At 68.3% G+C, this 24,231-nt stretch carries 18 protein-coding genes; 7 read left to right on the top strand and 11 right to left on the bottom strand.

The features are described from left to right. The first annotated feature begins 356 nt into the window (after positions 1-356). Positions 357-1,724, top strand: coding sequence for an N-acetylmuramoyl-L-alanine amidase (locus JUB11_RS17525; protein WP_247887139.1), 1,368 nt, complete (start codon positions 357-359; stop codon positions 1,722-1,724). Positions 1,725-1,949: 225 nt separating this feature from the next. Further along, a complete protein-coding gene (locus JUB11_RS17530) occupies positions 1,950-4,544 on the top strand; it encodes a penicillin-binding protein 1A (protein WP_207459869.1) in 2,595 nt (864 codons plus the stop codon). Between the two features lie 95 nt (positions 4,545-4,639). Here JUB11_RS17530 and JUB11_RS17535 read toward each other — a convergent pair whose 3' ends face one another. Beyond that, positions 4,640-5,629, bottom strand: coding sequence for a hypothetical protein (locus JUB11_RS17535; RefSeq protein WP_207459870.1), 990 nt, complete (start codon positions 5,627-5,629; stop codon positions 4,640-4,642). 48 nt (positions 5,630-5,677) lie between these two features. Beyond that, on the bottom strand, positions 5,678-7,057 hold the full coding sequence (locus JUB11_RS17540) for an MBOAT family O-acyltransferase (protein WP_247887140.1): 1,380 nt from the start codon (positions 7,055-7,057) through the stop codon (positions 5,678-5,680). Positions 7,058-7,564: 507 nt separating this feature from the next. Here JUB11_RS17540 and prfB point away from each other — a divergent pair. Next, positions 7,565-8,690, top strand: a protein-coding gene (prfB, locus tag JUB11_RS17545) for a peptide chain release factor 2 (protein WP_207459872.1) whose coding sequence is annotated in 2 segments (ribosomal slippage) — positions 7,565-7,633 and positions 7,635-8,690 — 1,125 coding nt in all. Because the reading frame shifts where the segments join, the coding sequence is not laid out codon by codon here. A gap of 224 nt (positions 8,691-8,914) precedes the next feature. Here prfB and JUB11_RS17550 read toward each other — a convergent pair. The 4 genes from JUB11_RS17550 to JUB11_RS17565 all read right to left on the bottom strand — a co-directional run bounded on the left by JUB11_RS17550 (position 8,915) and on the right by JUB11_RS17565 (position 14,686). After that, positions 8,915-9,589: a response regulator transcription factor gene (locus tag JUB11_RS17550; protein ID WP_207459873.1), complete on the bottom strand. Its 675-nt coding sequence runs from the start codon at positions 9,587-9,589 to the stop codon at positions 8,915-8,917. 115 nt (positions 9,590-9,704) lie between these two features. Beyond that, positions 9,705-12,845 carry an efflux RND transporter permease subunit gene (locus JUB11_RS17555; protein WP_207459874.1) on the bottom strand — a complete coding sequence of 1,047 codons (3,141 nt, stop codon included), beginning with the start codon at positions 12,843-12,845 and terminating at the stop codon, positions 9,705-9,707. A gap of 3 nt (positions 12,846-12,848) precedes the next feature. Next, positions 12,849-14,006, bottom strand: coding sequence for an efflux RND transporter periplasmic adaptor subunit (locus JUB11_RS17560; protein WP_207459875.1), 1,158 nt, complete (start codon positions 14,004-14,006; stop codon positions 12,849-12,851). Then, positions 14,003-14,686 carry a TetR/AcrR family transcriptional regulator gene (locus JUB11_RS17565; protein WP_207459876.1) on the bottom strand — a complete coding sequence of 228 codons (684 nt, stop codon included), beginning with the start codon at positions 14,684-14,686 and terminating at the stop codon, positions 14,003-14,005. The genes JUB11_RS17560 and JUB11_RS17565 overlap by 4 nt, the downstream gene beginning before the upstream one ends. Before the next feature lie 265 nt (positions 14,687-14,951). On the opposite strand from JUB11_RS17565, the gene JUB11_RS17570 reads away from it, so the two are divergent. Both JUB11_RS17570 and JUB11_RS17575 read left to right on the top strand, forming a co-directional pair. Continuing rightward, on the top strand, positions 14,952-16,079 hold the full coding sequence (locus JUB11_RS17570; protein WP_207459877.1) for a transglycosylase SLT domain-containing protein: 1,128 nt from the start codon (positions 14,952-14,954) through the stop codon (positions 16,077-16,079). A gap of 75 nt (positions 16,080-16,154) precedes the next feature. After that, positions 16,155-16,436, top strand: coding sequence for a hypothetical protein (locus JUB11_RS17575; protein WP_247887141.1), 282 nt, complete (start codon positions 16,155-16,157; stop codon positions 16,434-16,436). A gap of 61 nt (positions 16,437-16,497) precedes the next feature. Here JUB11_RS17575 and JUB11_RS17580 read toward each other — a convergent pair whose 3' ends face one another. Continuing rightward, complete coding sequence (locus tag JUB11_RS17580) at positions 16,498-16,947, bottom strand: pilus assembly protein TadG-related protein (protein WP_207459878.1); 450 nt, start codon at positions 16,945-16,947, stop codon at positions 16,498-16,500. A gap of 264 nt (positions 16,948-17,211) precedes the next feature. On the opposite strand from JUB11_RS17580, the gene JUB11_RS17585 reads away from it, so the two are divergent. Further along, positions 17,212-18,591 carry an exonuclease domain-containing protein gene (locus tag JUB11_RS17585; protein ID WP_207459879.1) on the top strand — a complete coding sequence of 460 codons (1,380 nt, stop codon included), beginning with the start codon at positions 17,212-17,214 and terminating at the stop codon, positions 18,589-18,591. Here the strand turns inward: JUB11_RS17585 and JUB11_RS17590 are convergent. Continuing rightward, positions 18,560-19,024, bottom strand: a complete 465-nt coding sequence (locus JUB11_RS17590) for a YaiI/YqxD family protein (protein WP_207459944.1) — start codon at positions 19,022-19,024, stop codon at positions 18,560-18,562. The two genes, JUB11_RS17585 and JUB11_RS17590, sit on opposite strands and share 32 nt — an antisense overlap. 127 nt (positions 19,025-19,151) lie before the next feature. Between JUB11_RS17590 and ettA the strand changes: the two genes are divergently transcribed. Then, positions 19,152-20,828, top strand: coding sequence for an energy-dependent translational throttle protein EttA (ettA, locus tag JUB11_RS17595; RefSeq protein WP_207459880.1), 1,677 nt, complete (start codon positions 19,152-19,154; stop codon positions 20,826-20,828). Positions 20,829-20,915: 87 nt separating this feature from the next. Here the strand turns inward: ettA and JUB11_RS17600 are convergent, their stop codons facing one another. The 3 genes from JUB11_RS17600 to JUB11_RS17610 all read right to left on the bottom strand — a co-directional run bounded on the left by JUB11_RS17600 (position 20,916) and on the right by JUB11_RS17610 (position 24,132). Then, positions 20,916-22,430, bottom strand: a complete 1,515-nt coding sequence (locus JUB11_RS17600) for a pentapeptide repeat-containing protein (protein ID WP_207459881.1) — start codon at positions 22,428-22,430, stop codon at positions 20,916-20,918. Positions 22,431-22,612: 182 nt separating this feature from the next. Continuing rightward, positions 22,613-23,251: an ABC transporter substrate-binding protein gene (locus JUB11_RS17605; protein WP_247887142.1), complete on the bottom strand. Its 639-nt coding sequence runs from the start codon at positions 23,249-23,251 to the stop codon at positions 22,613-22,615. 89 nt (positions 23,252-23,340) lie between these two features. Then, complete coding sequence (locus JUB11_RS17610; protein ID WP_207459882.1) at positions 23,341-24,132, bottom strand: VacJ family lipoprotein; 792 nt, start codon at positions 24,130-24,132, stop codon at positions 23,341-23,343. Positions 24,133-24,231: the final 99 nt, after the last annotated feature.

Here is a 24,231-nt window from a genome sequence, read left to right on the forward strand (position 1 = left end):
CCCGGCCGTGCCCATTCCGTGTGCGGCGCCGCAGCGAGCTGTGAAGGGCTTCCGTGGGTGACAGGGAAGGCCCGGACAGGGCGCTGTCGGGGTGCGGTATGTCGCATCGCTACCATAGACAAGAGACAAGCCTTCCACAACGGGTGAAATAAAACGGGGTGCCCGGAGGTCTTTTTCGGAAAGGCGGCGGAACCTCAGCGGAGCCGCCGACGGACTGTTGCACGGAAGGCACCGCCGGGGGCGAACTCGGGGCCGGCTCAACCTTGTCCGTTGATCGCCTTGAATCCGCGAAGCTATAGGTGGAGGCTGTTTTCCGGTGTTGCGTCGTAGGTGAAACCATGCCCCGAAGGCTCGCGATGACCGTCGCACTGCTCGGCGTCCTGTTCGGGGCGGGCTTCGGCATGTTCGGATTCGCCCCCGGATTCGGCCCGTCCGCCGCCCGGGCGCAGGCCACGGCCGCACTTCCGCTCGCCGCGCCGAAGCCAAGCGTGCTGGGCGCGCGGCTGGGCATCCATCCCGACAAGACCCGATTCGTCCTGGAATTGAGCGAATCGGTGCCCTTCACGGTGGCGGTGCTGAGCGATCCCTACCGCGTCGTCGTGGACCTGCCGGACATGGCTTGGCCCGGCTCGGCGCCGGTCTATGGCGGCAAGGGGCTGATCAAGCGCTACGCCTTCAACGCTTCCGAGTTGGGAGGGCGGCGGCTCGTCCTGGAGACCGACGGTCCGGTGCGGGTGCGCGAGGCCTTCCTTCTGCCGCCGAAGGAGGGATACGGGCCGCGTTTCGTCCTCGACGTCGAACGGGGAAGCCGGTCGGATGTTCGGCCGGCTCCGGCCAGCCCCGCCAGCCCGGCCACTCTGCCCTCCGCCAATCTGCCGGCGCCCAAGCCTGCGGTGCCGTCCGCGCCGCGGGCGGTTCCCGCCCCGTTGGAGACGGAGACCGCTTCCCGGGTGGACGTGACGCCGGTCGCCGCCATGACGGTGCCGGTGCCGCCGGTCAGCCCGTTGCGGACGCAACGCTCCGCAGGCAAGCCGCTGATCGTCATTGATCCGGGTCATGGCGGCGCCGATCCGGGCGCCGTCGGCGTCGGGGGCGTCTTCGAGAAGGAAATCACGCTGGCGATGGCGCGCGAGCTGAAGCGCCAGCTCGAGGCGACGGGGCGCTACAGGGCGTTGCTGACCCGGGACAAGGACGTCTTCGTCCGGCTGCGCGACCGCGTCACCGTCGCCCGCGAGGCCGATGCGGACCTGTTCGTGTCGCTGCACGCCGACAGCATCGGATCGACCAACGTGCGCGGCCTTTCGATCTACACCCTTTCCGACAAGGCATCGGACCGCGAGGCCGAGATGCTCGCCGCCAAGGAAAACCGCGCCGACGCCATCGCCGGGCTCAACCTCGTGGCGGAGAACGACCAGGTGGTCAGCATCCTGATCGATCTCGCCCAGCGCGACACTATGAACCAGTCCAAGCGCTTCGCCAGCATGGCCCTGCAGAGCCTGAAGAAGGCGGTGACGCTGCTGCCGACCAACCCGCACCGCCAGGCCGGCTTCGCCGTGCTGACGGCGCCGGACGTTCCGTCGGTGCTGGTCGAGATGGGTTACCTGTCGAGCAGCAAGGACACCGACCTCCTGACCTCGCCGGACTACCGGCGGCGGATGGGTGCCGCCCTGATCAAGGGCGTCGATTCCTATTTCAAATGGCTGGACGGCGCCCGCCGTTCCTGACCGGGAGAGGCGCGCCAGTTTGCGCATGACGCCAAGCTGCGTGATGCCCCCGCCCTGGCCGGAGCCGGCGGCCTGCGCTCCCCGCGCCTTTGCGCCGTCACAATTTGCTGACATGCCTGCTTGGGGGTCGGCGTGCCCCGGTCCTTGCGTGTAGGATGGCCCCCGCCCGACCGCTGCGCTCCCGCGTTACGGTCGGGGGCCGCCTCGCTTCATGTGGGATTCGTCATGCGTTTTCTTCTGTCCGCCGTGATGGCATTGGTCACGCTGGCCCTGGTCGGGGCCGGCTTCGGCGTCTATCTGCTTGACCATTACAACCACGATCTGCCGGACTACACAAAGCTCGCCACTTACGAACCGCCCGTGACCACGCGCGTGCATGCCGGCGACGGCCGCCTGCTGGCGGAGTTCGCGTCCGAAAAGCGCGTCTTCGTGCCGATCACGGCCATTCCGAAGCGGGTGACCAACGCCTTCCTCGCCGCCGAGGACAAGAACTTCTACGAGCACCGCGGCATCGACCCCATCGGCCTGATCCGCGCCGTCGTGACCAACGTGGAGAATCTCGGCCGTGACCGGCGGCCTGTGGGTGCTTCGACCATCACGCAGCAGGTCGCCAAGAACATGCTGCTGACCAACGAGGTGTCCTTCGCCCGCAAGATCAAGGAAGCCATCCTCGCCGTCCGCATCGAGCGCGCCTTCACCAAGGACCGCATCCTCGAGCTGTACCTGAACGAGATCTTCCTGGGCTTCCGGTCCTACGGCGTGGCGGCGGCGGCGCTGAATTATTTCAACAAGGGTCTGGACGAGCTGACCATAGAGGAGGCCGCCTATCTGGCGGCCCTGCCGAAGGCGCCCAGCAACTACCATCCGGAACGGCAGCGCGATGCGGCGGTGGCCCGCCGCAACTGGGTCATCGGCCGCATGGCCGAGGACGGCCACATCACGCCGGAGGAGGCCCGCGAGGCGCAAGCCAAGCCGCTGACGGTGCGCCAGCGCGACGAGACGCAATACGTCACCTCCGAATATTTCGCCGAGGAAATCCGGCGCGAACTGGTGAAGCTGTACGGCGAGGAGGCCCTGTACGAGGGCGGCCTGTCCGTGCGCGCCTCGATGGACCCGGCGCTCCAGGCGGCGGCGAACAAGGCGTTGCGCAACGGGCTCATCGAGTATGACCGCCGCCACGGCTACCGTGGGCCGGTCACCCGGATGGAGGGGTTCGACGGATGGGCCAAGGCGCTCGCCGCCATTCCGGTCCCGCCGGGTTCCGAAGGCTGGCGGCTCGCCGTCGTGCTGAAGGACGACGCGGCCGACGCGCTGGAGATCGGCTTCGCCGACGGCACGCGCGGCCGCATTCCGCTGGCCGAACTGCGCTGGGCCCAGGCTCAGCGCGAGAACGGGTCGCTCGGGCCGGCCATCCGCCGTCCGTCCGACGCCGCCAAGCTCGGCGACGTGGTGCTGGTCGAGGCGGTCGAGAAGGACGGGCAGGGCAAGGCCTACCCGCCGGCCAGCTTCGGGCTGCGCCAGGTTCCGGCGGTGCAGGGCGGCCTGATGGCGATGGACCCGCACACGGGCCGCGTGCTCGCGATGGTGGGCGGCTTCTCCCCGGCCATGAGTTCCTTCAACCGCGCCACCCAGGCGATGCGGCAGCCGGGCTCCTCCTTCAAGCCCTTCGTCTATCTGACCGCACTCGACCAGGGCTTCACCCCGTCGTCGCTGGTCCAGGACGCGCCGTTCGAGTTCGACCCCGGCCCCGGCCAGCCGGTCTGGCGGCCCGCGAACTACAGCGGCCAGTTCTATGGGCCGACGCCCCTTCGCGTGGGCATCGAGAAGTCTCGGAACGTCATGACGGTGCGCCTTGCCCAGTCCATCGGCATGGACAAGGTGAAGGCCTACGCCGAGCGCTTCGGCATCGTCGACAACCTTCAGCCCTACCTGCCCATGTCGCTTGGCGCCGGCGAGACGACGGTGATGCGCATGACCGCCGCCTACGCCATGCTGGCCAACGGCGGCAAGAAGATCACGCCGACCTTCGTCGACCGCGTCCAGGACCGCACCGGAAAGACCATCTTCCGCCACGACAACCGCCCCTGCGACGGCTGCCGCGACGTGGAGTGGTCGCCGTCCGCCGCCGTCCCGGCCGTGCCCGACACGCGCGAGCAGATCGCCGACCCGCGCACCGTCTATCAGATCGTCTCCATGCTGGAGGGGGTGGTCCAGCGGGGCACCGCGGCCAAGCTGGCGGCGCTGGGCAAGCCGCTGGCCGGCAAGACGGGGACGACCAACGACTCGATGGACGCCTGGTTCGTCGGCTTCTCGCCGGACCTCGTGGTGGGCACCTACATCGGCTTCGACCAGCCGCGGACCCTCGGCGCCAAGGAGACCGGCACCTCGGCCGCCCTGCCGGTGTTCCAGGACGTGATGGAGGTCGCGCTCAAGGACAAGCCGGCCACGCCCTTCCGCGTGCCGCGTGGCCTGCGTCTCGTCCGGGTCAACCCGGCGAACGGCCAGCTGGCCCAGCCCGGCGAGAAGGCGATCTGGGAGGCCTTCCTGCCCGGCACCGAGCCGAACCCCGACCGGCCGCCGGCCGTGCTCGACGGTTCGGGCCAGATGGGCGGAACCGGGGCGTGGAGCGGCACGGCGGTGCCCGGGGAAACCTACGGTGTCGGGTACGAGCAGCCGCAGGAGTTCGGAACGCCCCCGGCCTTCGGTGCCCCTCCGGCCTTCGGAACGGCACCGTCCTTCGGCGCCGCCACGGGCGGAACAGCTCCCCCGGCGGGCGGCGCGCCGCCTGCGGCGGCACTGGGCTCCGGCGGTCTCTACTGATTCACCGCCCCGTACAGCGGGAATCCGGACAAGGAAAAACCCCTTCTTCCGCGAGGAAGAAGGGGTTGTTTGTCAGGGCCGGAACCCGGAATTGGTCAGGGCTGAGCGGAAACGGTCTGGGTCACGCTTCCCGTTCCGCCGTTGCCGAGCTGGGCAATGGCGTCCATCGGGCAGTTGCCGAGCGGGCGCAGCTCGTTCTCGATCTTGTGGAACATGTCCTGCACGCCCTCGGCGTTCACATGCAGCGGGTCCATGAAGTTCTGGTCTCCCTTGACCACCCGGCGGGCGTCGATCACGGCGACCTCCGGCGGCAGACGGCGCTTGAGGTCGTCGAAGAACTCCTCGAAGTTGCTGACCTTCTGGATGTAGCCGGGATAGTAGGGGGTGATGACGACGGCGACCTTCGTGCCGTGCTCGTGCGCGGTGCGGATGATGCTGTTCAGCGCGTCCCAGTTCGGCTGGAAGCCCTCCATCTTCTCCATGGGCAGGCGGTCGATGTCCCGCCGCTGCACGTCGGAGATGGTGCCGTGCAGCGTGCGGTCGTCCTTCTTCCCACGCAGCATGTCGAAGCCCATCCGGATCGTCTGGTTGTTGTTGAAGATCAGGAGATTGAAGGCCTGGTTCCCGGCCCACATGGAGAAATCGGCCTGGCGGATGAAGCCGTCCACCCGCGGGGAGTAGTAGCTCAGCAGCGGCAGGTCGGCGAGCGCCATGGGCTCATCGACCACGCTGGTGGGCTCCAGGACCAGCAGGCGCGGTGCGCCGTGCCGCTCCACATAGTCCTGGAACAGCAGGTTGGACACCGTCGTCGGCGCGCCGCCCATCCCGAGGTTGACCGCGCTCCAGCAGGTCATCTCCTGGACGGCCGAGGTCGGGAAGTGGTTGTCGGCGCGGGAGTTGCCGAGGATCAGCACGTCCGCGGCCTGGACCCCAGCTTCGCCGCCGGCGGACTGATCGGGCTTGTAGATGGACAGGAAGCGATCCCCCGACTGCAGGAACGCCGCGCCCAGTGAGGACGCCAGCACGCGGTCCATTGTGACGACCATGGCGAGGATCAAGCCCAGGGAAGCGAGGAGGCGGATCATGCGGGTTGCTCCATGCGGACCGGTCCCTCTCGGACCGGCGTTGGGGGGTCAGAACTGGAAGTAGATGAAGGAGCGGTTGCCGAAGCTGCCGAACAGCAGCAGCAGCAGGACCAGGGCCGAGCAGGCGGTGGAGCGGACGATGACGTTCACTCCGGCGTAGCGCTGGCGGGCGCCCATCTCGATCAGCGCGTCGATCAGCAGGACCACCGACCCGATCACCGCGACCCGCACGATGGAGGTCATCTGCTGCATGCCGGTCGGCAGCGAGAAGTCGTGCGCGGCGATGATGGACAGGATCGTCCAGACCTTGTCCATGTTCTCCGCCCGGAAAGGCAGCCAGGTCAGGGTGACCAGCATGAACATGAAGCCGATCAGCAGGAGCCGGCCAGGGCCGCGCGTCAGCCAGCCGAGCGGGACCGGGCTGCGGGCCGCGAGCCAGCGCACGCCGTCCTCCGCCACGGAAAGCAGGCCGTGCAGGGCACCCCACACTATAAAGGTCCAGCTCGCGCCGTGCCACAGGCCGGAGGCCAGCATCACCAGCACCACGTTGCGCATGCGCAGCCAGCGGGTGCGGCTGCCGCCCAGCGGCACGTAGACATAGTCGCGCAGCCAGCTCGACAGCGAGATGTGCCAGCGCTTCCAGAAATCCCGGAAGCCGATGGCGAAGTAGGGGCGGGCGAAGTTCTCGCACAGGGTGTAGCCGTAGATCTGCGCGATGCCGATGGCGATCAGCGAATAGCCGGCGAAGTCGCCATAGATCTGCAGGCTGAAGCAGATCAGCCCGATGATGTGGCTGAGCGCGTTGTAGAACTCCGGGTTGGCGAAGCGCGCGTCCACCACGGCGGCGGCGTTGTCGGCCAGACCGACCTTCAGGAAAAAGCCCCAGATCACCTTCTCCAGCCCGCCGAAACGGACCGCGAAGGGCACGTTGCGGGGGCCGTCCTGGATCTGCGGCAGCAGGTCGCGCGCCCTGACGATCGGCCCGGCGACGAGCTGCGGGAAGAAGGCGACGAAGGTCGCGTAGCGGACAAACGAACGCTCCGGCTTGGCGAGCTGCCCTGAATAGAGGTCCAGGCTGTAGCTCAGCCCCTGGAAGATGTAGAAGGAGATGCCGACCGGCAGGATGATGTCCAGCGTGCGCCGCGCGACGTCGACGCCCAGCGAGGCCAGCGCCACCTCCGCGCTGTCGACGAAGAAGTTGAAGTATTTGAAGAAGAACAGGATGCCGAGATTGGCGCCGAGGCTGAGGAACAGCCAGATGCGGGCGTCCTCGCGCCGCTTTGCATCCGCGATCCTCAAACCGCAGTAGTAATCGATGAAGGTGCTGGTCGCCAGCAAGGCGCAGAACCGGTAATCCCAGTAGCCGTAGAACAGGTAGCTGGCTACCAGCAGGAACGGCACGAAGGCGCGCGTCCTGGCCAAGGACATGAAGCCAACCGTGAACACCGTTATGAATAGAAGAAACTCTAAACTCGTAAAGACCATGATGTTCTCCACGATCATCTGTGGACTGGACAGAGCTAAGGGTTAGCCAATCCAGTCATGAAAAGGCTTCGCTACAACCACATGGAAAAGATGTTCCGCACGATCGCACGGGATCATGCGGCGTGTTTTGCTGTTACATAAATAGGCCCAAAGCAAAGGGAATGTCTTTGCTGCAATTGGGAAGGAGGGCGGTTGAATTGGATGCATTCGGCTGGTTAAGCCCTAGCTTGCCCGGCTTAGCCGCGACGCCACGGCCGCTCCCCTGAATTTTTCCTAAGTGGGCAGGAACAGCGCGATATAGCCCGCAATTTAGGGTAGGGCGCGCCAGCAACCGCTGGTCAGTTCCCCCGTCAAGCCGGGTGTGACGGCATTAAAGGGGTGCAATGCCGAACCCGAGGGGCTACATAAGACGCGAATTCCATTGCAACCCTGGCTGACGAGGAGGCCCGCATGCGAGCCGAGATCGAAGCGGCCGCCAGCGAGATTCGTGAATCGCTGGCGCTGCTGAGGAGGCATCTTTGACTGGGATAACGCGCTGCGTCGTCTCGACGAACTGAACGCCCTGTCCGAGGACCCCAAGCTCTGGGACGATCCCGACCGCGCCCAGAAGATCATGCGCGAACGCACCCAGCTCGACACCTCCGTGTCGGGCTACCGCGCGCTGGAACGCGACCTGTCGGACAGCCTTGAACTGATCGAGATGGGCGAGGCCGAAGGCGATCCGACCGTGGTCGCCGATGCCGAGGCCCAGCTCTATGCCCTGCGTGACCGGGCGGGCAAGCTGCAGCTGGAAAGCCTGCTGTCCGGCGAGGCCGACGCCAACGACTGCTTCATCGAAGTCAACGCCGGCGCCGGCGGCACCGAGGCCCAGGACTGGGCCGAGATGATGCTGCGGATGTATGTGCGCTGGGCCGAACAGCACGGCTTCAAAACCGAGTGGCTGGAAGAGAGCGCGGGTGAAGAGGCCGGCATCAAGTCGGCGACCGTGCAGATCAAGGGCCACAACGCCTATGGCTGGCTGAAGACCGAGGCGGGCGTGCACCGGCTCGTCCGCATCAGCCCCTTCGACGGCCAGGCGCGGCGCCAGACCAGCTTCGCCGCCGTCTCGGTGAGCCCGGTGATCGACGACAAGATCCAGATCGAGGTGAACGAGAAGGACTGCCGCATCGACACCTACCGGGCGTCCGGCGCCGGCGGCCAGCACATCAACAAGACCGACTCGGCGGTGCGCATCACGCACATCCCGACCGGCATCGCCGTGAGCTGCCAGCAGGAGCGTTCCCAGCACAAGAACCGCGCCAAGGCGTGGGACATGCTGCGCGCCCGCCTGTACGAACGCGAGCTGAAGATCCGCGAGGACGCCGCCGCGGCGCTGGAGGCCACCAAGACCGACATCGGCTGGGGCCACCAGATCCGCAGCTACGTCCTGCACCCCTACCAGATGGTCAAGGATCTGCGCACCAGCGTGGAAACGTCGCAGACGCAGTCCGTGCTGGACGGCGACATCGACCAGTTCCTGGAAGCCGCGCTGGCCGCCCGCATCAAGGGCCAGAGCGACGAGCAGGACGCCGCCTGACGCTAGGCCGCCCGTTTCTCGGACGGCATCCCCTCCGGTGGGTAAGAAAAAAGCCCTCCGCCTTGTTCAGGCGGAGGGCTTTTTTCTTGGCCGATGGGATATGGCCTAACTATGGAATTCTACAATATGCCTTCGGGTCCATGCGGGTCCCCGCCACGGGTATGGTCATGGCGGCGGCTGAAAGAATTCGTCGCGTGAATGGCGGCGCTTCGAGGGACGGGACGTCAGGCGACCGCGAGGTCGCTGCCGGCGCTCTCGCCGAAGCCGTTGTTCAGGGCCCAGATGGCGGCCTGGGTGCGGTTGGACGCGTTGATCTTGCGCAGCAGGCTCTTGAGGTGAACCTTGACGGTCGCCTCGGTGATGCCCAGCGAATTGGCGATCATCTTGTTGCTGTCGCCGGCCAGCAGGCGGCGCAGGATCTGGACCTCGCGCTGCGACAGGCCCTTGCGCGAGCCGGGATTGTCGGACACGGCGTGGCCGGTTACCTTGCCGCTGATCAGCAGGGCCGCCAGGTGTGTCGGGAACACCTTCTCGCCCATCATGACGAGCCGCAGCGACTGGGCCAGCGCCTCGATGGAGATGTCCTTCATCAGGAAGCCGTCGGCGCCCGCCTGGATCGCCGTGGCCATCACGTTCGCGTCCATCTGGCCGGTCAGCAGGACCAGACGCGCGTCCGGGCAGGCGGCCTTCAGCGCGCTCACCACCTGGGTGACCTCGCCCATGCCGGCCGGGTCGATGAGGAGGAGCTGCGGAGCATCGCCGCCCGAGACCAGGGGCAGAGCCTCGTTCAGGGACGTTGCCTCTTTGCTGATCTGGAAGTCCCGATCGGTGAAGAGGGCCTTCAGCCCTTCACGGAACAGCTTGTTCGCATCGATCAGGGCGACGGAGACGGATTGCATCGGCGGAGCACTCCCAAGGGGGTCTGACGTGAAGGCACTCTATCCGATCATAGGGGGGGGATCCACTGTTCGTTAGTAAATTGTTAACCAAAATTGGTGGTAGAGGAGTCACCCCCTATTCGGCTGGTCTGGCCTGATGATCCGGGTCCCGATCCCCACGGCTGAAGCGCCGGGACATGCGGGTGGACAGCCCCTCCAGATAGCTGAGGATCACCGGTACCACCAGAAGCGTCAGCAGAGTCGAACTGATGAGGCCGCCGATCACCGCATGGGCCATGGGCGCGCGCTGCTGCGCCCCTTCGCCGACCCCCAGCGCAAGCGGAAGCATGCCGAAGATCATCGCCATTGTCGTCATGACGATCGGGCGCAGACGGATGACCCCGGCTTCGACCAGTGCCGCCTTCAGATCCGCGCCGCGCGCGCGGGCCTGGTTGGCGAAGTCCACCAGCAGGATCGCGTTCTTGGTGACGAGCCCCATCAGCATGATGAAGCCGATGGCGCTGAAGATGTTGAGCGTGGACCCCGCGGCCAGCAGCCCCAGAAAGACGCCGACCAGCGACAAGGGAAGCGATGCCATGATGGCGAGCGGCTGAAGGAAGCTTCCGAACTGGGAAGCCAGGATCAGGTAGATCAGGATCACGGCCAGCGACAGCGCGGAGGTGGCGTAGCCCGTCGTCTCCGCGATGTCCTTGGTCGAACCGCCGAAGACGATCCGGTAGCCGGGCGGCAGCTCGATGCCGGCCAGCGCCCGTTGCAGCTCGCCGCCCGCGTCGCCGGCCGGGCGGCCCTGCACGTTGGCCTGCACGTTGACCTCGCGCTGGAGGTCGCGCCGGTTGATCTGGGAGGCGCCGAGCGTCGTCTCCACCTGCGCGATCTGCGACAGCGGGATCATGTGGGTTCCGCCCGCCGCGGAGCCGCCGCCAGCGCTTCCGGTCAGATAGATGCGGTCGAGGTCGGCGGGGCTGGTCCGGTCGCCTTCCGGCAGCCGGACCCGCACGTCGTAGCTCTCGCCGTCGGGCGCCTGCCAGCTCGACACGGTGTCGCCGGCGAAGAGCGGGCGCAGGGTGCCGGCGACGCGGGCCGTGCCGACGCCGAGGTCGCTGGCGAGATCGCGGTTCAGCCGCACCGACAGGGTCGGCTTGGCCGCCTTGAGCGTGCTGTCCAGATCCACGAAGCCGGGGATGGCGCGCATCCTCTCCAGCACCTGCTCGGAGATGCGGGCCAGCTCGTCGATCTCGCGGCCCTGGACCGAAACCTGAATCTGCTTCTGCACGCCGCCGACACCGGGGATGCCGATGCCGATGGTGATGCCGGGAATGGACGCCAGCCGCTCGCGGATCGGCACGGCGATCCCCTCGGCGGAGATCCGGCGCTGCTGGATCGGCACGAGGCGGACATAGATGTTCGCCCGGTTCTTGCCCGCCGACACGCCGCTGTTGATGGTGGCGTATGTGTAGGCGATCTCCGGCATCTCGCGCAGGGCCGCGTCCACCTGGCGGATCTTCGCCTCGGTGTATTCCAGCGAGGAGCCGACGGGGGTCTCCACCTCGACGATGGTCTCGCCGAGGTCGGCGGCCGGAACGAACTCCACGCCGATCATCGGCACCAGCGCGAAGCTGCCGAAGAAGATGCCGCCCGCGGTCACCAGCACCACCCAGCGCCGGCGCAGCGACCAGCCGAGCAGCCGGCCGTAACCCTGCGACAGCGCCTCGAACCGCCGCTCGAACCAGGCCGAGAAGCGGCCGAACAGGCTGCGCCCGTGGCGGCCGTGCGCCGCCGGGTCGTACCAGACGCTCGATAGCATGGGATCGAGCGTGAAGGAGACGAACAGCGAGATCAGCACCGCCGCGGACACGGTGATGCCGAACTGCAGGAAGAACCGTCCGATGATGCCGCCCATGAAGGCGACGGGCAGGAACACGGCGACGATGGTCAGCGTGGTGGCGAGCACCGCAAGCCCGATCTCCTGCGTGCCCTCCAGCGCCGCCTGCCGGTGACCCTTGCCGCGGTTCAGGTGGCGCATGATGTTCTCGCGCACCACGATGGCGTCGTCGATCAGGATGCCGATGGCAAGCGACAGCGCCATCATCGTCATGATGTTCAGGGTGAAGCCGAAGGCGGCCAGCACGCCGAAGGTGCCGAGCACCGCCACCGGCAGGGTCAGCGCCGTGATCACCGTGCTGCGCCAGGAGCCCAGGAACAGCATCACGATCAGCACGGTCAGGATGCCGCCCTCGATCAGCGTGCGCTGCACGTTGTCGAGCGAGTTGGTGATGCCGGTGGAGCTGTCACGCACGATCTCCAGCGCCACGTCGGCGGGCAGCGAGCCGTCCTGGCGCAACTCTTCGATGGCCTGCCGCAGACCCTTCGCCACCTCCACCGTGTTGGCGTCCTGCACCTTGACCAGATCGACGGCCAGGGCTGGCTCGCCGTTGTAGAGCGCGACCGACTCCCGCTCCTCCTGGCCGTCGATGACCTCCGCCACCTGGCCGAGCCGCACGGGCTCGCCGCCCCGGCGCGCCACGATGAGGTCGAGGAGCTGGCGTGGCTGGATCACGCGCCCGTCCACCTGGACGACGCGTTCGCTTCCGCCGCCCGAGATGCTGCCGGCCGGGAGGTTCTGGTTCTCCGTGCGGATGGTGTCGATCACCTCGTCCACGCCGACCTGCAGGGCCTCGAGCCGTTCGGGCCGCAGCCGCACCTGGATCTCGCGCGCGACGCCGCCGGCGATGGTCGCGCGCCCGACGCCCCTCACGTTCTGGAGCCTCTTGACGATGATCTGGTCGGCGATGGTCGTGAGTTCGCGCAGGCCCCGGACGTCCGACCGGACCGCCATCGAAATGATCGGCTGCTCGTCCGGGTCGAAGCGCGTGATCTGCGGGTCCTCGACCTCGTCGCGGAAGCGGGCGCGCAAGGCCGACACCTTCTCGCGCACGTCCTGGAGCGCGTCCGAGGAGGAGGTCTTCAGGTCGAACTCGGCGATGACGATGGACTGCCCCTCGTAGGAGCGGGAGGTCAGCGTCTTGATGCCGGCGATGGTGTTGACGGCGTCCTCGACAGGACGGGTGACGTCGGTTTCCACCGACTCCGGGCTGGCCCCGGGATAGGCGGTGGAGACCACCACCAGCGGGAAGTCCACGTCCGGGAACTGGTCGACGCTCAGCCGCTGGTAGGAGAAGAGGCCGAGCACCATCAGCGCCACCATCATCATGGTGGCGAAGACGGGGTTGTCGACGCTGATGCGGGTGATCGGCATGGGTCAGGTCCCCGCCAGGGTCACGGCGCGGCCGGCGGCCAGGCCGGGCAGGTTGGCCGTGACGACGACCTCCCCCTCGCTCAGCCCCTCCACCTGCACCAGCTCGCCGCGCGACCATGTGCCGGTCCGCTGGACCTTGCGGCGTTCGAGCCGCCCGCCCTCGACCACCAGGACGAAATCGCCGCCGGCGTCGCTGCGCAGGGCCGCTGGCGGAAGGGCGAAGGCCCCGTCCGCCTCGGCGACGACCGCGTCGCCGGAGGCGAACATGCCCCCGCGCAGGGCTCGGTCGGGATTGTCCACGATCACATAGACGGGAATGGAACGCGTTCCGGACAGCGCCACCGGGTTGATGCGGGCGATGGTGCCGTCGAAGCGGCGCCCGCCATGGCCGTCCACCTCGAGCCGCACCGGCTGTCCGGGCTTCAGCCGGGCCACCTCGTCCGCCGGCACGGCCGCGCGGACCTCCACGCGGCTGAGATCGACGACCACGAACATGCGCGCGTTGACCGCCAGGTTCTCGCCGGGATTGACCGCGCGCTCGGCGACGGTGCCGTCGATGGGGCTGCGGACCTGCGCGTCGCGCAGGGCCTTCTCCGCCAGCACCACCTGGGCCTCCAGGGCGGAGACCTGGGCACGCTGGAACTCGAAGTTGCTAAGCGCCTCGTCCAGGACCGTCTGGGACACGATGTCCCGCTTGCGCAGGGCCAGATTGTTGGTGCGGGTCTTCTCGGCGAGCGCGAGCTGTGCCCGGGCACCCTCCAGCGTGCTCTTGCGCTCGTTCAGCCGGGCGGTCAGCTCCGCCGTGTCGAAGCGGGCGAGCAGGTCGCCCCGCCGGACGTCCTGGCCTTCGCGGACCAGCACCTCGGACAGGGTCGCGGCGACCTCCGACTTGACGACCGACTGCTCCAGCGGCTCGACCGAGCCGCCGAGCCGCACCACGTCGGTCAGGCGGCGGGGAGCCATGCGGGTCACCTCGACGGGCGCAAGCTCGACCGGCCGGACAGTCGCATCGGCGGTGGCCGTGGCGGCCTGCGTCGCGCCGGCGCCGGGTTCCTCGCGGGACTGCCAGACATAGCCACCGGCGGCCAGCGCCGCGGCGATCAGCGCGGGCAGCAGGAGGCGGCGCAGCCGGCGGGGGCGGGGAGGCGGGGACTCGGTCATGATGGCTGTCCTTGGGACGAAGGCCCGCTCTCGGCCCGCAGCCCATGGAGCAGCAGGTCGAAATAGGCCGCGAGATAGGCGCCGGCATCGGCCTTCGCCGGATCGGGCTCGTAGGCGCCGAAGGAATGGTGGTTCAGCGACAGCATCGCCAAGGGTGCCACGATCACGCGGGCCATCTGCTCCACGTCCATGGGACGGAACTCGCCGCGCGCGATGCCGCGCTCCAGCAGCCTGACCACGAAACGGCGCCCCCTCAGGATCACTTCGTCCATGTAGAAGCGGGCAATGTCCGGGAAGTTCGTGCCCTCCGCGATCACCAGCTTGAGAAGCCCGCCGTTCGGCGACTGTTCCATTTCCCAGAACTTCGCGCCGAGTAGGCAGAACAGCTCGTGGCTGCTTCCGGGGAACCGCTCCAGCATTTCCTCGCCGGTCTCGAACAGGGGCATGAGGGATTCGCGGACGACCGCCTTCAGCAGCCCTTCCTTGTTCTCGAAATACAGGTAGGGCAAGCCGACGCTCACGCCCGCCCTGCGCGCGACCTCCTCCAGCTTGGTGGCGGCGTAGCCGCGGGCGATGAAGAGGTCGCGCGCGGCCTCGATCACCTCGGCCGGGCGGGCTTCCTTGCGCCGGGTGCGGCGTGGGACCCCTCGGGGGGCGGGCTGGGTTGCTGGGTCTGGCATGGCCGCCGCGCTAACTGAATGATCATTCATTTAGCGCGGCGCTGCGGGTTGTCAAGGCGTTGGCCCCCTCGCCACCCGACCGGCACACGTCTGTCAAGACCGCATCAAAGAATGCACGACAAAAAAAGATTAATCCTGTCCAAACCGGTTAAGGCGGAAGGGAAGGCCTGGCCGGGGCCGTTGTTGCTTGACAGACTTGGCGTATACCCTGAAAAAGCTTGGTAACACTTCCGGTGTTCCGCACCAACAGTACGGATTCTGCCTCGTGGATATTCGCGATCTCCGGTCGGTGCGTGCCACCGGCGCCATCCTGCTTCTTGCCCTTTCCGTGGCGGGATGCGCGTCCAACCAGCCTGAGGTGGCTGCCCTGCCGCCCAAGATGGAAGCGCCGCCGGTCGATCCGAACGATCCGCTGGCCAGCTGGGTGCCGTACATCCGGGAAGCGTCGGAACGTTTCGACATGCCCGAAGCCTGGATCCGCGCCGTCATGGTCCGCGAGAGCGGCGGGCGCGCCATGGTCAACGGCAAGCCGGTCACCAGCCCGGCCGGCGCGATCGGTCTGATGCAGGTGATGCCGGGCACCTACGGCGACCTGCGCGAGGCCTATGGCCTCGGCCCCGATCCGACCGACCCGCGCGACAACATCCTGGCCGGCACGGCCTATCTGCGCGAGATGTACGACCTGTTCGGGGCGCCGGGCTTCCTCGCCGCCTACAATTGCGGGCCGGCCTGCTACGCCTCCCATCTCGCCGGCAAGCACAAGCTGCCGCGCGAGACCCGCCTCTACCTCGCGGCCATCAGCCCGACGTTGGACAAGGCGGCGCCGCGCGCCCGTTCGCAATCCGAGAACGCGGTCATCGAGGTCGCCGTGGTGCCCGACAAGCCGGCGGTGCCGGTTGCCAAGCCCGTGCCCAAGGCCGAAACCGCGGTCGCCGAGCGCGCTCGGAGCAGCGCTCCCCAGGCGGCGCCCGCCGCCGAGGCCCCCATCCAGTTCGCCGCCGTCATGCCGCCAGCGTCCCCGGCCCGGGCGTCCCTTCCGGCCCCGGTTGCGGTTCAGGTCCAGGCTCCGCTTCAGGCCGCGGCGCCCAAGCCCGTGCCGGCGCCGCAGCCCGTGGAGCAGGCCGTCGCGGAGGCGCCCGCGTCGCTGCCGGCCGTCCCCAGGCCGTCCATCCCGACCCAGCTCGCCGGGGCGACCGACTGGAAGACCGAGCGCACGCCGTCGCGTCCTGGCGTCCTGGTCGCCGAGGCGGTACTGCCGCCGGATGCGACCACGCGCGGGGAGCGGGTGATCATCCGCTTCGTCTCGCAGCGCAAGGACGGCTGCGGCAGCCTGCAGGGGCGTGACCGCGCCTGCGTGATCCAATCGGCCCAGGCCGCCGACAAGGAGTCCTGACCCTCATCCTCCGCGCATCCGGCCTTCTTTCGTGGGAGGGCGGATGCGGGTGCGACCGAAAGCCGCGCCCGGCTGTTGTTCCTGCTGCCCCATCCCGCGCAGGTGCTGCCAATGTCGTGGATCCGCTTCTTTCTCGGCGTGTGCGCCGCCATCGTCGCGCTCGCCCTTCTTGGTGTCTGGGCTCTGCGTGGGTTCGACACCTTCGGCATGGGCTTCCATGGAATCCTGGCGCTGCTGCTGGGAGCCATCCTGTCGAGCGCGGTCGGGATCGGGTTGATGGCGCTGGTCTTCTTCAGCAACCGCAGCGGCCATGACGACGAGATCGGCCGTCCCGATCCGCCGGATGGACTTTTTTAAACACGGATTCTTTCAGATCCGCTTCTTTCGAACCCAGCCCTTCCGGTTGAGGGCTGTGCCGTCAGAGCGTCGCGCGCAGGGCCTTGCCGTTCCGCCGGATGATCGACCGTGCCTCGACGATCAGGTCATCGAAACCGAAAAGGCCGAGGAACATGGCCTCCACCCGCGCCTTTCCGCTGACGGTCAGCGTTCCGGTGCCGGGATCTTCGGCGATCGACAGGGCCGCCCGGTCGCACCCCAGAAAGCCCTTAGGGAAGGCCGCTTCGAAAAAGGTCTTGATGTGGCCGTCGCGCTGGTCGTCGAACATGACCCGGCCACCGGCCAGCGCCGCCGAGTCGACGGCCTGGGAAAGCTTGGCCTGCACCGCGTAGCCGCGGACCTGATCGACGGCGTAACCGACGGCACCGGCAAGGGGCAATCCGACCGCGAGAGCGACGATCAGGCCCAGGCGGCGTCCGCCGGTTCGCCGCTTCTCCTGTCCGAACGGCCTGAGGTTGTAGACCATCTCCATGAACCGGTCTCCGAGCCTTCGACGCAAGTTGAGGTCCGTGTAAATATGCGGCATGCCGGTTAAAGGCGGATTAACGGAAAGCAAATAAGCAAAGCCTACCAGTTCGGTAAGTTGAAAAGTTGTATAAAATTTGCGCTATACTGTCTTCTTCAGAGAAGGCGGGCAGCCGCCGCGCGGCCGCTCTCCCAGGCCGCCGCACTCTTTGCGCGCCCGCGCTGCCGCGCTACAGTCCTGGCCGGAAAAGAACGGGAAGGGGACGGCCCGATGACGGGCGGCACGGGGCGGGTGGCGATGATGGCCCTGGCGGTCGCCGCATTGGCGATGGCCTATCTCGGCGCCGAGGCCGGACGCGCGGTCGACGGCGACGTCATGATCTTCGCCATGGACATGGGCGTCCTTGCGGTGGGGCTCGCGGCACTTTGGCTGGTGTTCGCGCGGCTGGGCCGTCATTTCCGGGACTTGGAGAGGCTGCGCGACGCCATGGTCGAGCCGCGCATGCGCGGCGACGCGCTGGCCCGGTGGGACGGCGGGCGGGACGACGCCCTTGGCGGGCTCGCGAGGGCCGCGTCGGAACTGGCCCGCCGGGAGCGGCGTGGCGGCGACCGTACGGGCGACCGTACGGGCGACCGGTTGGCGGCGGTGGCCGCGCTGCTGGAGGAGCCGGTGCTGGTTCTCGGCAGCCAGGGGCGGGTCGAGGTGCAGAACGGAGCGGCGTCCTGGCTGCTGGAGACGGCGCCCGGCGACGACGTCTATGACCACCTGCACCGGCCCGACCTGTTCCGCGCCATCGAGCGGGCACGCGAGAGCGGCCAACCCGTCTCCGCCATCCTCCACCGCACGGACGGCACGGAGCTGCCGGCGCGCGTCGCCGACCTGGGCCTCAACGCGGGAGTCGCGCTGGTCTTCCCGGCTCGGCGGGCCGACGGGCGCGCGCTGGCCGGGGGCTCACGCTCCGTCGTGATCCCGAACGGGCGTGCAGCGCATCTCGGCGACGATCAGGCGCTGACCGCGCTGCCCCTGGTCGCGCTGTGGGTCGCGACCACCGCGGGCGGCCCCGGCGAATGGGGCGGTGAGGGGCAGGTGATCGCGGTCGGGACGATGCGGCTGGCCGGCGTCCGCGTCTTCCGGACGCTGTCGCTCGACTTCTTCGTGGATCCCGGAGAGCCGGTGCCCGAGGAGGCGACGGCCCGGCACGGCGTCACCACGAGCATGGTGGAGGGTGCGCGCCCCTTCGCCGACGCCTGGCCGGCCATCGCGGACGCGCTGCGCGGCTGCGTCGTCGTGGGGGTGGAGGTCCAGGCGTCGCTGGACGCGCTCGCCCGCGCCCGCGCCCGCGCGGGCCTTCCGGAGGAGGAGGCGCACCCTTCGCTCGACCTCGGGCGGCTGGCGAGGGCGCTCGACCCGGCGCTCGATGAGACCTCCCTGACCGGGCTTGCCCGTGCCTATGGCTTGGTCTCGGAAAACCATTCCTCCGATGCGAGGAGGGGCGTGTTCCTTCCCGTCGAATGGACGGCGGATCTCGCCTCGGCGGTGCTGACCCGCCTGTCCGAACGTGGCGTCGCCACACATGGCGAGGCGCGCGCCTTCGGTGCGCCGGACGCCGTCCCGCCTTCTACCGCCATTTCGGGCGGCGGCCCGCCTTGAGCGCCTGGACGGCCTGGTCCAGCGCCTGAAGGAACCGGGAACGGTCCTGCTGGGACATCGGGGCGTTGCCGCCGCCGACCACGCCCATGTCGCGCAGGTCGGCCATCAGGGCGCGCGTCGCCAGAGCCGTGCCGATGGAGTCGCCCGTGAAGGGCTTGCCGGTCGAGCCGATGACGACCGCCCCCTTCTTCACGCAGCGGTCGGCAAGCTGGATGTCGGCCGTGATGACGATGTCGTTCTCCGTGGCACGCTCCGCGATCCAGTTGTCGGCCGCGTCGAACTCCGAACCGACGACGACCAGTTCGGACAGGCACTCCGTCGGCAGGCGCAACGGGGCGTTGGAAACCAGGAAAACCTTGCTTCCGGTGCGGCCGGCGACCCGGTAGATCTCCGGCTTCACCGGACAGGCGTCGGCATCGACGTAGATATTCAGCACGGACCACCCATCCTTCGCCGTTTCACGAAGCGTTCTTATGCGCTAAAACCCTCGGTCAAGCGAAGTGGTGCCTCGACGGGCGCCCTTGATTTCTTTTCCCCGTGCAAAAGGGTCGGAGCGGCGCATGGCGTCCTACCAGTATGTCTACGTGATGAAGGGCCTGACCAAGGTTTATCCTGGCGGCAAGAAGGTCCTCGACAACATCTATCTCTCCTTCCTGCCGGGGGTGAAGATCGGCGTTCTCGGCGCGAACGGCGCCGGCAAGTCGACGCTGATGAAGATCATGGCGGGGATGGACAAGGACTTCTCCGGCGAGGCTTGGTCGGCCGAAGGCGCCAAGGTCGGCTATCTGCCGCAGGAGCCGCAGCTCGACCCCAGCAAGAACGTCCATGAGAACGTCATGGAGGCCCTGGCCGAGACCAAGGGCCTGCTCGACCGCTTCAACGAAGTGTCGAACATGATGGCGGACCCGGACGCCGATTTCGACGCGCTGATGGCGGAGCAGGCCGACCTTCAGGAGAAGATCGAGGCGGCTGACGCCTGGGACATCGACCGCACGGTCGAGATCGCCATGGACGCGCTGCGCTGCCCGCCGGGCGACGCCGACGTCTCCAAGCTGTCCGGTGGCGAGAAGCGCCGCGTGGCGCTCTGCAAGCTGCTGCTGGAGAAGCCCGACCTGCTGCTGCTGGACGAGCCGACCAACCATCTGGACGCCGAGTCCGTGGCCTGGCTGGAGCGCCATCTGCAGGAGTACAAGGGCACCGTCGTGCTGGTCACCCACGACCGCTACTTCCTCGACAACGTGACGGGCTGGATCCTGGAGCTCGACCGCGGCTCGGGCATCCCTTACGAGGGCAACTACTCCTCCTGGCTGGAGCAGAAGCAGAAGCGCCTCGACCAGGAAGGCCGTCAGGAGGAGTCGCGCCAGAAGCAGCTCGCCTCCGAGCTGGAGTGGATCCGGCAGTCGCCGCGCGCCCGCCAGGCCAAGAGCAAGGCCCGCATTTCCGCCTACGAGACGCTGCTCGCCCAGTCGAAGGATGTCTCGACCGAGAGCACGAAGATCGTCATCCCCGTGCCGCCCCGGCTCGGCAACGTGGTCATCGAGGCCGAGAACATCTCCAAGGGCTTCGGCGACCGCCTGCTGATCGACGGGCTGTCCTTCCGCCTGCCGCCCGGCGGGATCGTCGGCGTCATCGGGCCGAACGGCGCCGGCAAGACCACGCTGTTCCGCATGATCACCGGGCAGGACAAGCCGGATTCCGGCGATTTCCGCGTCGGCGACACGGTCCAGCTCGGCTATGTGGACCAGAGCCGCGACACGCTCGCCCCGAACAAGACCGTTTGGGAGGAGATCTCCGACGGGCTCGACATCGTCGAACTCGGCAAGCGGCAGATGCCGAGCCGCGCCTACGTCTCGGCCTTCAACTTCCGCGGCCCCGACCAGCAGAAGAAGGTCGGCCAGCTCTCCGGCGGTGAGCGCAACCGCGTCCATCTCGCCAAGATGCTGAAGTCCGGCGCCAACGTCCTTCTGCTCGACGAGCCGACCAACGACCTGGACGTCGACACGCTGCGCGCCCTGGAAGAGGCGCTCGAAGGTTTCGCCGGCTGCGCCGTGGTCATCAGCCACGATCGCTGGTTCCTCGACCGTATCGCCACCCACATCCTCGCCTTCGAGGGCGAGAGCCACGTGGAGTGGTTCGAAGGCAACTTCCAGGACTATGAGGCCGACAAGAAGCGCCGCCTCGGCGCCGAGGCCGAACAGCCGCACCGGATCAAGTACAAGCCGCTGGTCCGTTCCTGACCGGTACCGGCCGAGCAGGCCGTTCGATCCGGACAAAAGAAAACCGGGAGCCGTCGGCTCCCGGTTTTTTTATGCCTGCGGCTGGGGTCAGGCCGGCGGGGATTGGGACGCGAGCCGGTGGTGCTCATCGACGGCGGCGCGCAGGAGCGCCTTCAGTTCGTCGTCGCGCCGGTGGAAGACCGCGGTGACCTGTCCCTTGGCCCGGTTGATGTGCAGGATCTCGATCGGCACGGTCGCGGCCGGACCGCCGCCCGTGCCCAGGCTGACGCGCGCCTCGACCACCTCTCCGGCGCGGTAGTCGTGATCCGGCGCGTGGAGGCACAGGCCGCCGGCCGACCAGTTGTCGGTGACATGGGCGCCGCGTCCGGTCCGCACGATCAGGCCGGGGCGGGTGAAGCGCGTGTGGCCGCCCCCTTGCGGCCGCGTGCCCGCCGGAGCGCGCGGCGCGGGCAGGGCCGGGCTGGTGCCGGCCTTGTCCTCGATGCCGGTGCCGGCGAGCCGGGCCTCGCCGAACCGGGCGCCGTGCACCACCGCCTCGCCCATGTGGGCGTGGCTGAGGTCGGCGCCGGTGAAGTCGGCCCCCTCGAAGTTCGCCGGCCAGTTCCGTCCGCCGGACAGCGCGACCGGCCGGGCGTCGGCCCGCGACAGCAGCGTGCGGGCCAGGTGCGCGCGCCGGAGGTTGGCGCCCCGCAGGTCGGCCCCGCTGAGGTCGGAGCCGCCGAGATCGGTGTAGGAGAGATCGGCCATCTCCAGGCTGGCGCCGCCGAGCCTCGCCTTCGCCAGCAGGCAGCGTCGCATCCGCGCCGCGGACAGGGTGCGCCCGCGCAACTCCACCGACGGCACCACGGCGAGATCCAGGTCGATGCGCCGGCCCTGGGCTCCCCCGCTGCTCACCCAAAGCTCGTGCGCGGTGACCGCTTCCAGGAAGTCGGTGGCGGTGACAAGCTTGTAGGTGGGCTGGACGATCGCATCCGGCGGCAGGGCGAAGGGGATGTAGGTGCGCGCCAGGGTCGCCTGATCGAAGACCGTCCGGCCGAAGGTGACGCCCTCCAGCGTGGCGCCCGACAGGTCGGTGCCGATCAGCACGGCCGCAGACAGGTTCGCCCCGGTCAGATCCGCGTCGTTGAGGTCGGCGCCGGTCAGGTCGCAGCCGCCGAAATTGGCCCCGGCCAGCATCGCGCGTTCCAGCCGTGCCTCCGTCAGCCGGGTCGTGCCGAGCCCGCCGATCGGAGCCGAACCCTCCGCCGTCAGCGTTCCCGCCCGGAAATCGGCGCCGCGCAGGTTGGTTTCAGTCAGCAGCGCGCGGTGCAGGTTGGCGCCGCGCAGATCGGCCCCGAGCAGGGAAGCCCCGGTCAGGTTTGCCGCTTCCAGGTCGGCACCGAACAGATCCGCCTGCGACAGGTCGGCGCCGGCGAGCCGGGCGCCCGCGAGGTTCGCCCCGGCCAGCTTGGCGCCGGACAGGTTGATCCGTTCCAGGTTGAAGCGCGAGAGATCGCGGAAGCTGAGATCGGCGCGCCGGCCGCCCCGGTGCTTGAGCCATTTCTGATGGGCGGCCACGGCCGCCTTAATGGTCTCGACGTCGTTCGGAACCAGAGCGGTCATCGGAAGGCGGACGTCCCATGGCGGCAAGGAAGCTGATCCGACCAGCTTACCCCGTTTGGTTGCGCCAGTCACTTGATCCCTTCACTTCATCCGTTCACGCGCGGTGCGCCCCCCGCACGAGAAAAGGGCCGCCCCGGAGGAGCGGCCCTTCGCCGGAACCCGTCCGTTCGCCGTCCGGCGGATCAGCCGGCGCGCGCCGTCCTCTGGCGTAGCGCCCGGATCAGCCCGTCGATCCGGCCGCCGTTCTGCTCGATGACCGAGGCAAATTCCTGCCGCTGGGTGACGCCCATGCTGACGCCCTCGACCATCACGTCGATGATCTTGTAGGAGTCGCCGCGCTGGCGGACGCGCCAGTCCACATTGATCGGCGGGCCGCTGGGGCGCACGATCTGGGTCGTCACCATGCTGTCCGCCTCTCCGGCGGAACGGGTGTTGACGACCTTGAAGGTTTCGCCGGAATATTCGACGAACCGATTCGCATAGGTGTCGACGACCATTCGTTCAAACAGCGTCAGGTATTCTTCCTGCTGCTGCGGCGTCGCCTGGTTCCAGTAGCGGCCGAGAACCCAGCGCCCGATGTAGGGAACGTCGAAGCCCTCGTTCAGGAGCTCCCGGAAACGGGCCTGCGCCTGATCCTTGGGCGTGCTCTTGTTCGCGAAGGTCGCGATCGCCTGGTTTCCGAGTCTTTCGATGAACGCTCCGGCACCCTGGCCCGCGGTCTGGGCGAAGGCGGGAGACGCGACCCGGCTGCTCACCGCGAGCAGGGCCGCGCACGTCATGAACAAGCGGCGTGTCAGCATGTTAGGCAAAGTGGCAGCCATCGGACGGTTGTCAATATGTTACGGAAAAACAGCGGCGCGCCCGGTTGGTGCCGCGCCGCCGTGCCCGGCGGGCCGGATCACGTCGCGGATCACTGCGGGAATTCGGGGAAGTCCGGAAGCTGCTGCCCGGCGCCCGCACCGCCCGTCCGGCCGTCGCGGATCGCCGCCTGGCGCTGCTGGTGGTAGAGGCTGCGAGTGGTGGCGTAGGGATCGATCGAGTTGCGGCGGAGATCCTCGATCTCCCGCAGGAGGCCGGCCCGGCGGTCGACCGCGTAGGCGCCGGTGCGGCCGTAGAGCCATTCCTGATTGCCGCTGGCGTTGCCCCAGAGCCGGACCGGATCGGCGACCGTGTCCACGGCATAGCCGAAGGTGTCGCGCAGGTTCGACGGGCCGATGATCGGCAACACCAGGAACGGACCCTCGCCGACGCCCCAGGCGCCGAGCGTCTGGCCGAAATCCTCCTGGTCGTTCGGAATGCCGGCCGCGGTCGCCACGTCGGCGATGCCGCCGAAGCCCAGCAGCGTGTTGGTCATGAAGCGCCCGGTCGCCGTGCCGGCACCTTCCAGGTCGCCCTGGAGCAGGTTGTGAGCGATGTTGAACGGGCTGAGCAGATTGTAAATGAAGCTGTGGACGGCGACTCGGAGGGGATCCGGGACCACGGCGACATAGCCTTCGGCGACCGGCTGGAGCACGGCCTTGTCCACGGTCTCGTTGAACCCGAAGATGGCGCGGTTCACCGGCTCGAACGGGTCGTTCGCGCCGGCTTGCACGTCCTGGCCCACGGGCGCGTTCGGCGTTCCGGCGCAGCCCGCCACGCCGATGGCCAACAGGGCGGCCGTGGCCGTGCGGAGAAGGGGGCGGGTATAGCGGGCCAGCGTCATCTGTCAGGGCTCTTCTTCAGGCGTTCGTGCGTCGGCGGGCCACGGTCCGTCGGGTCCCGGCGATGACGCGTCGGGCGAAGCACCGTGCGCGACAAATCA

Source organism: Azospirillum sp. SYSU D00513 (genome assembly GCF_017356015.1).
Taxonomy (GTDB): Bacteria; Pseudomonadota; Alphaproteobacteria; order Azospirillales; family Azospirillaceae; genus Azospirillum.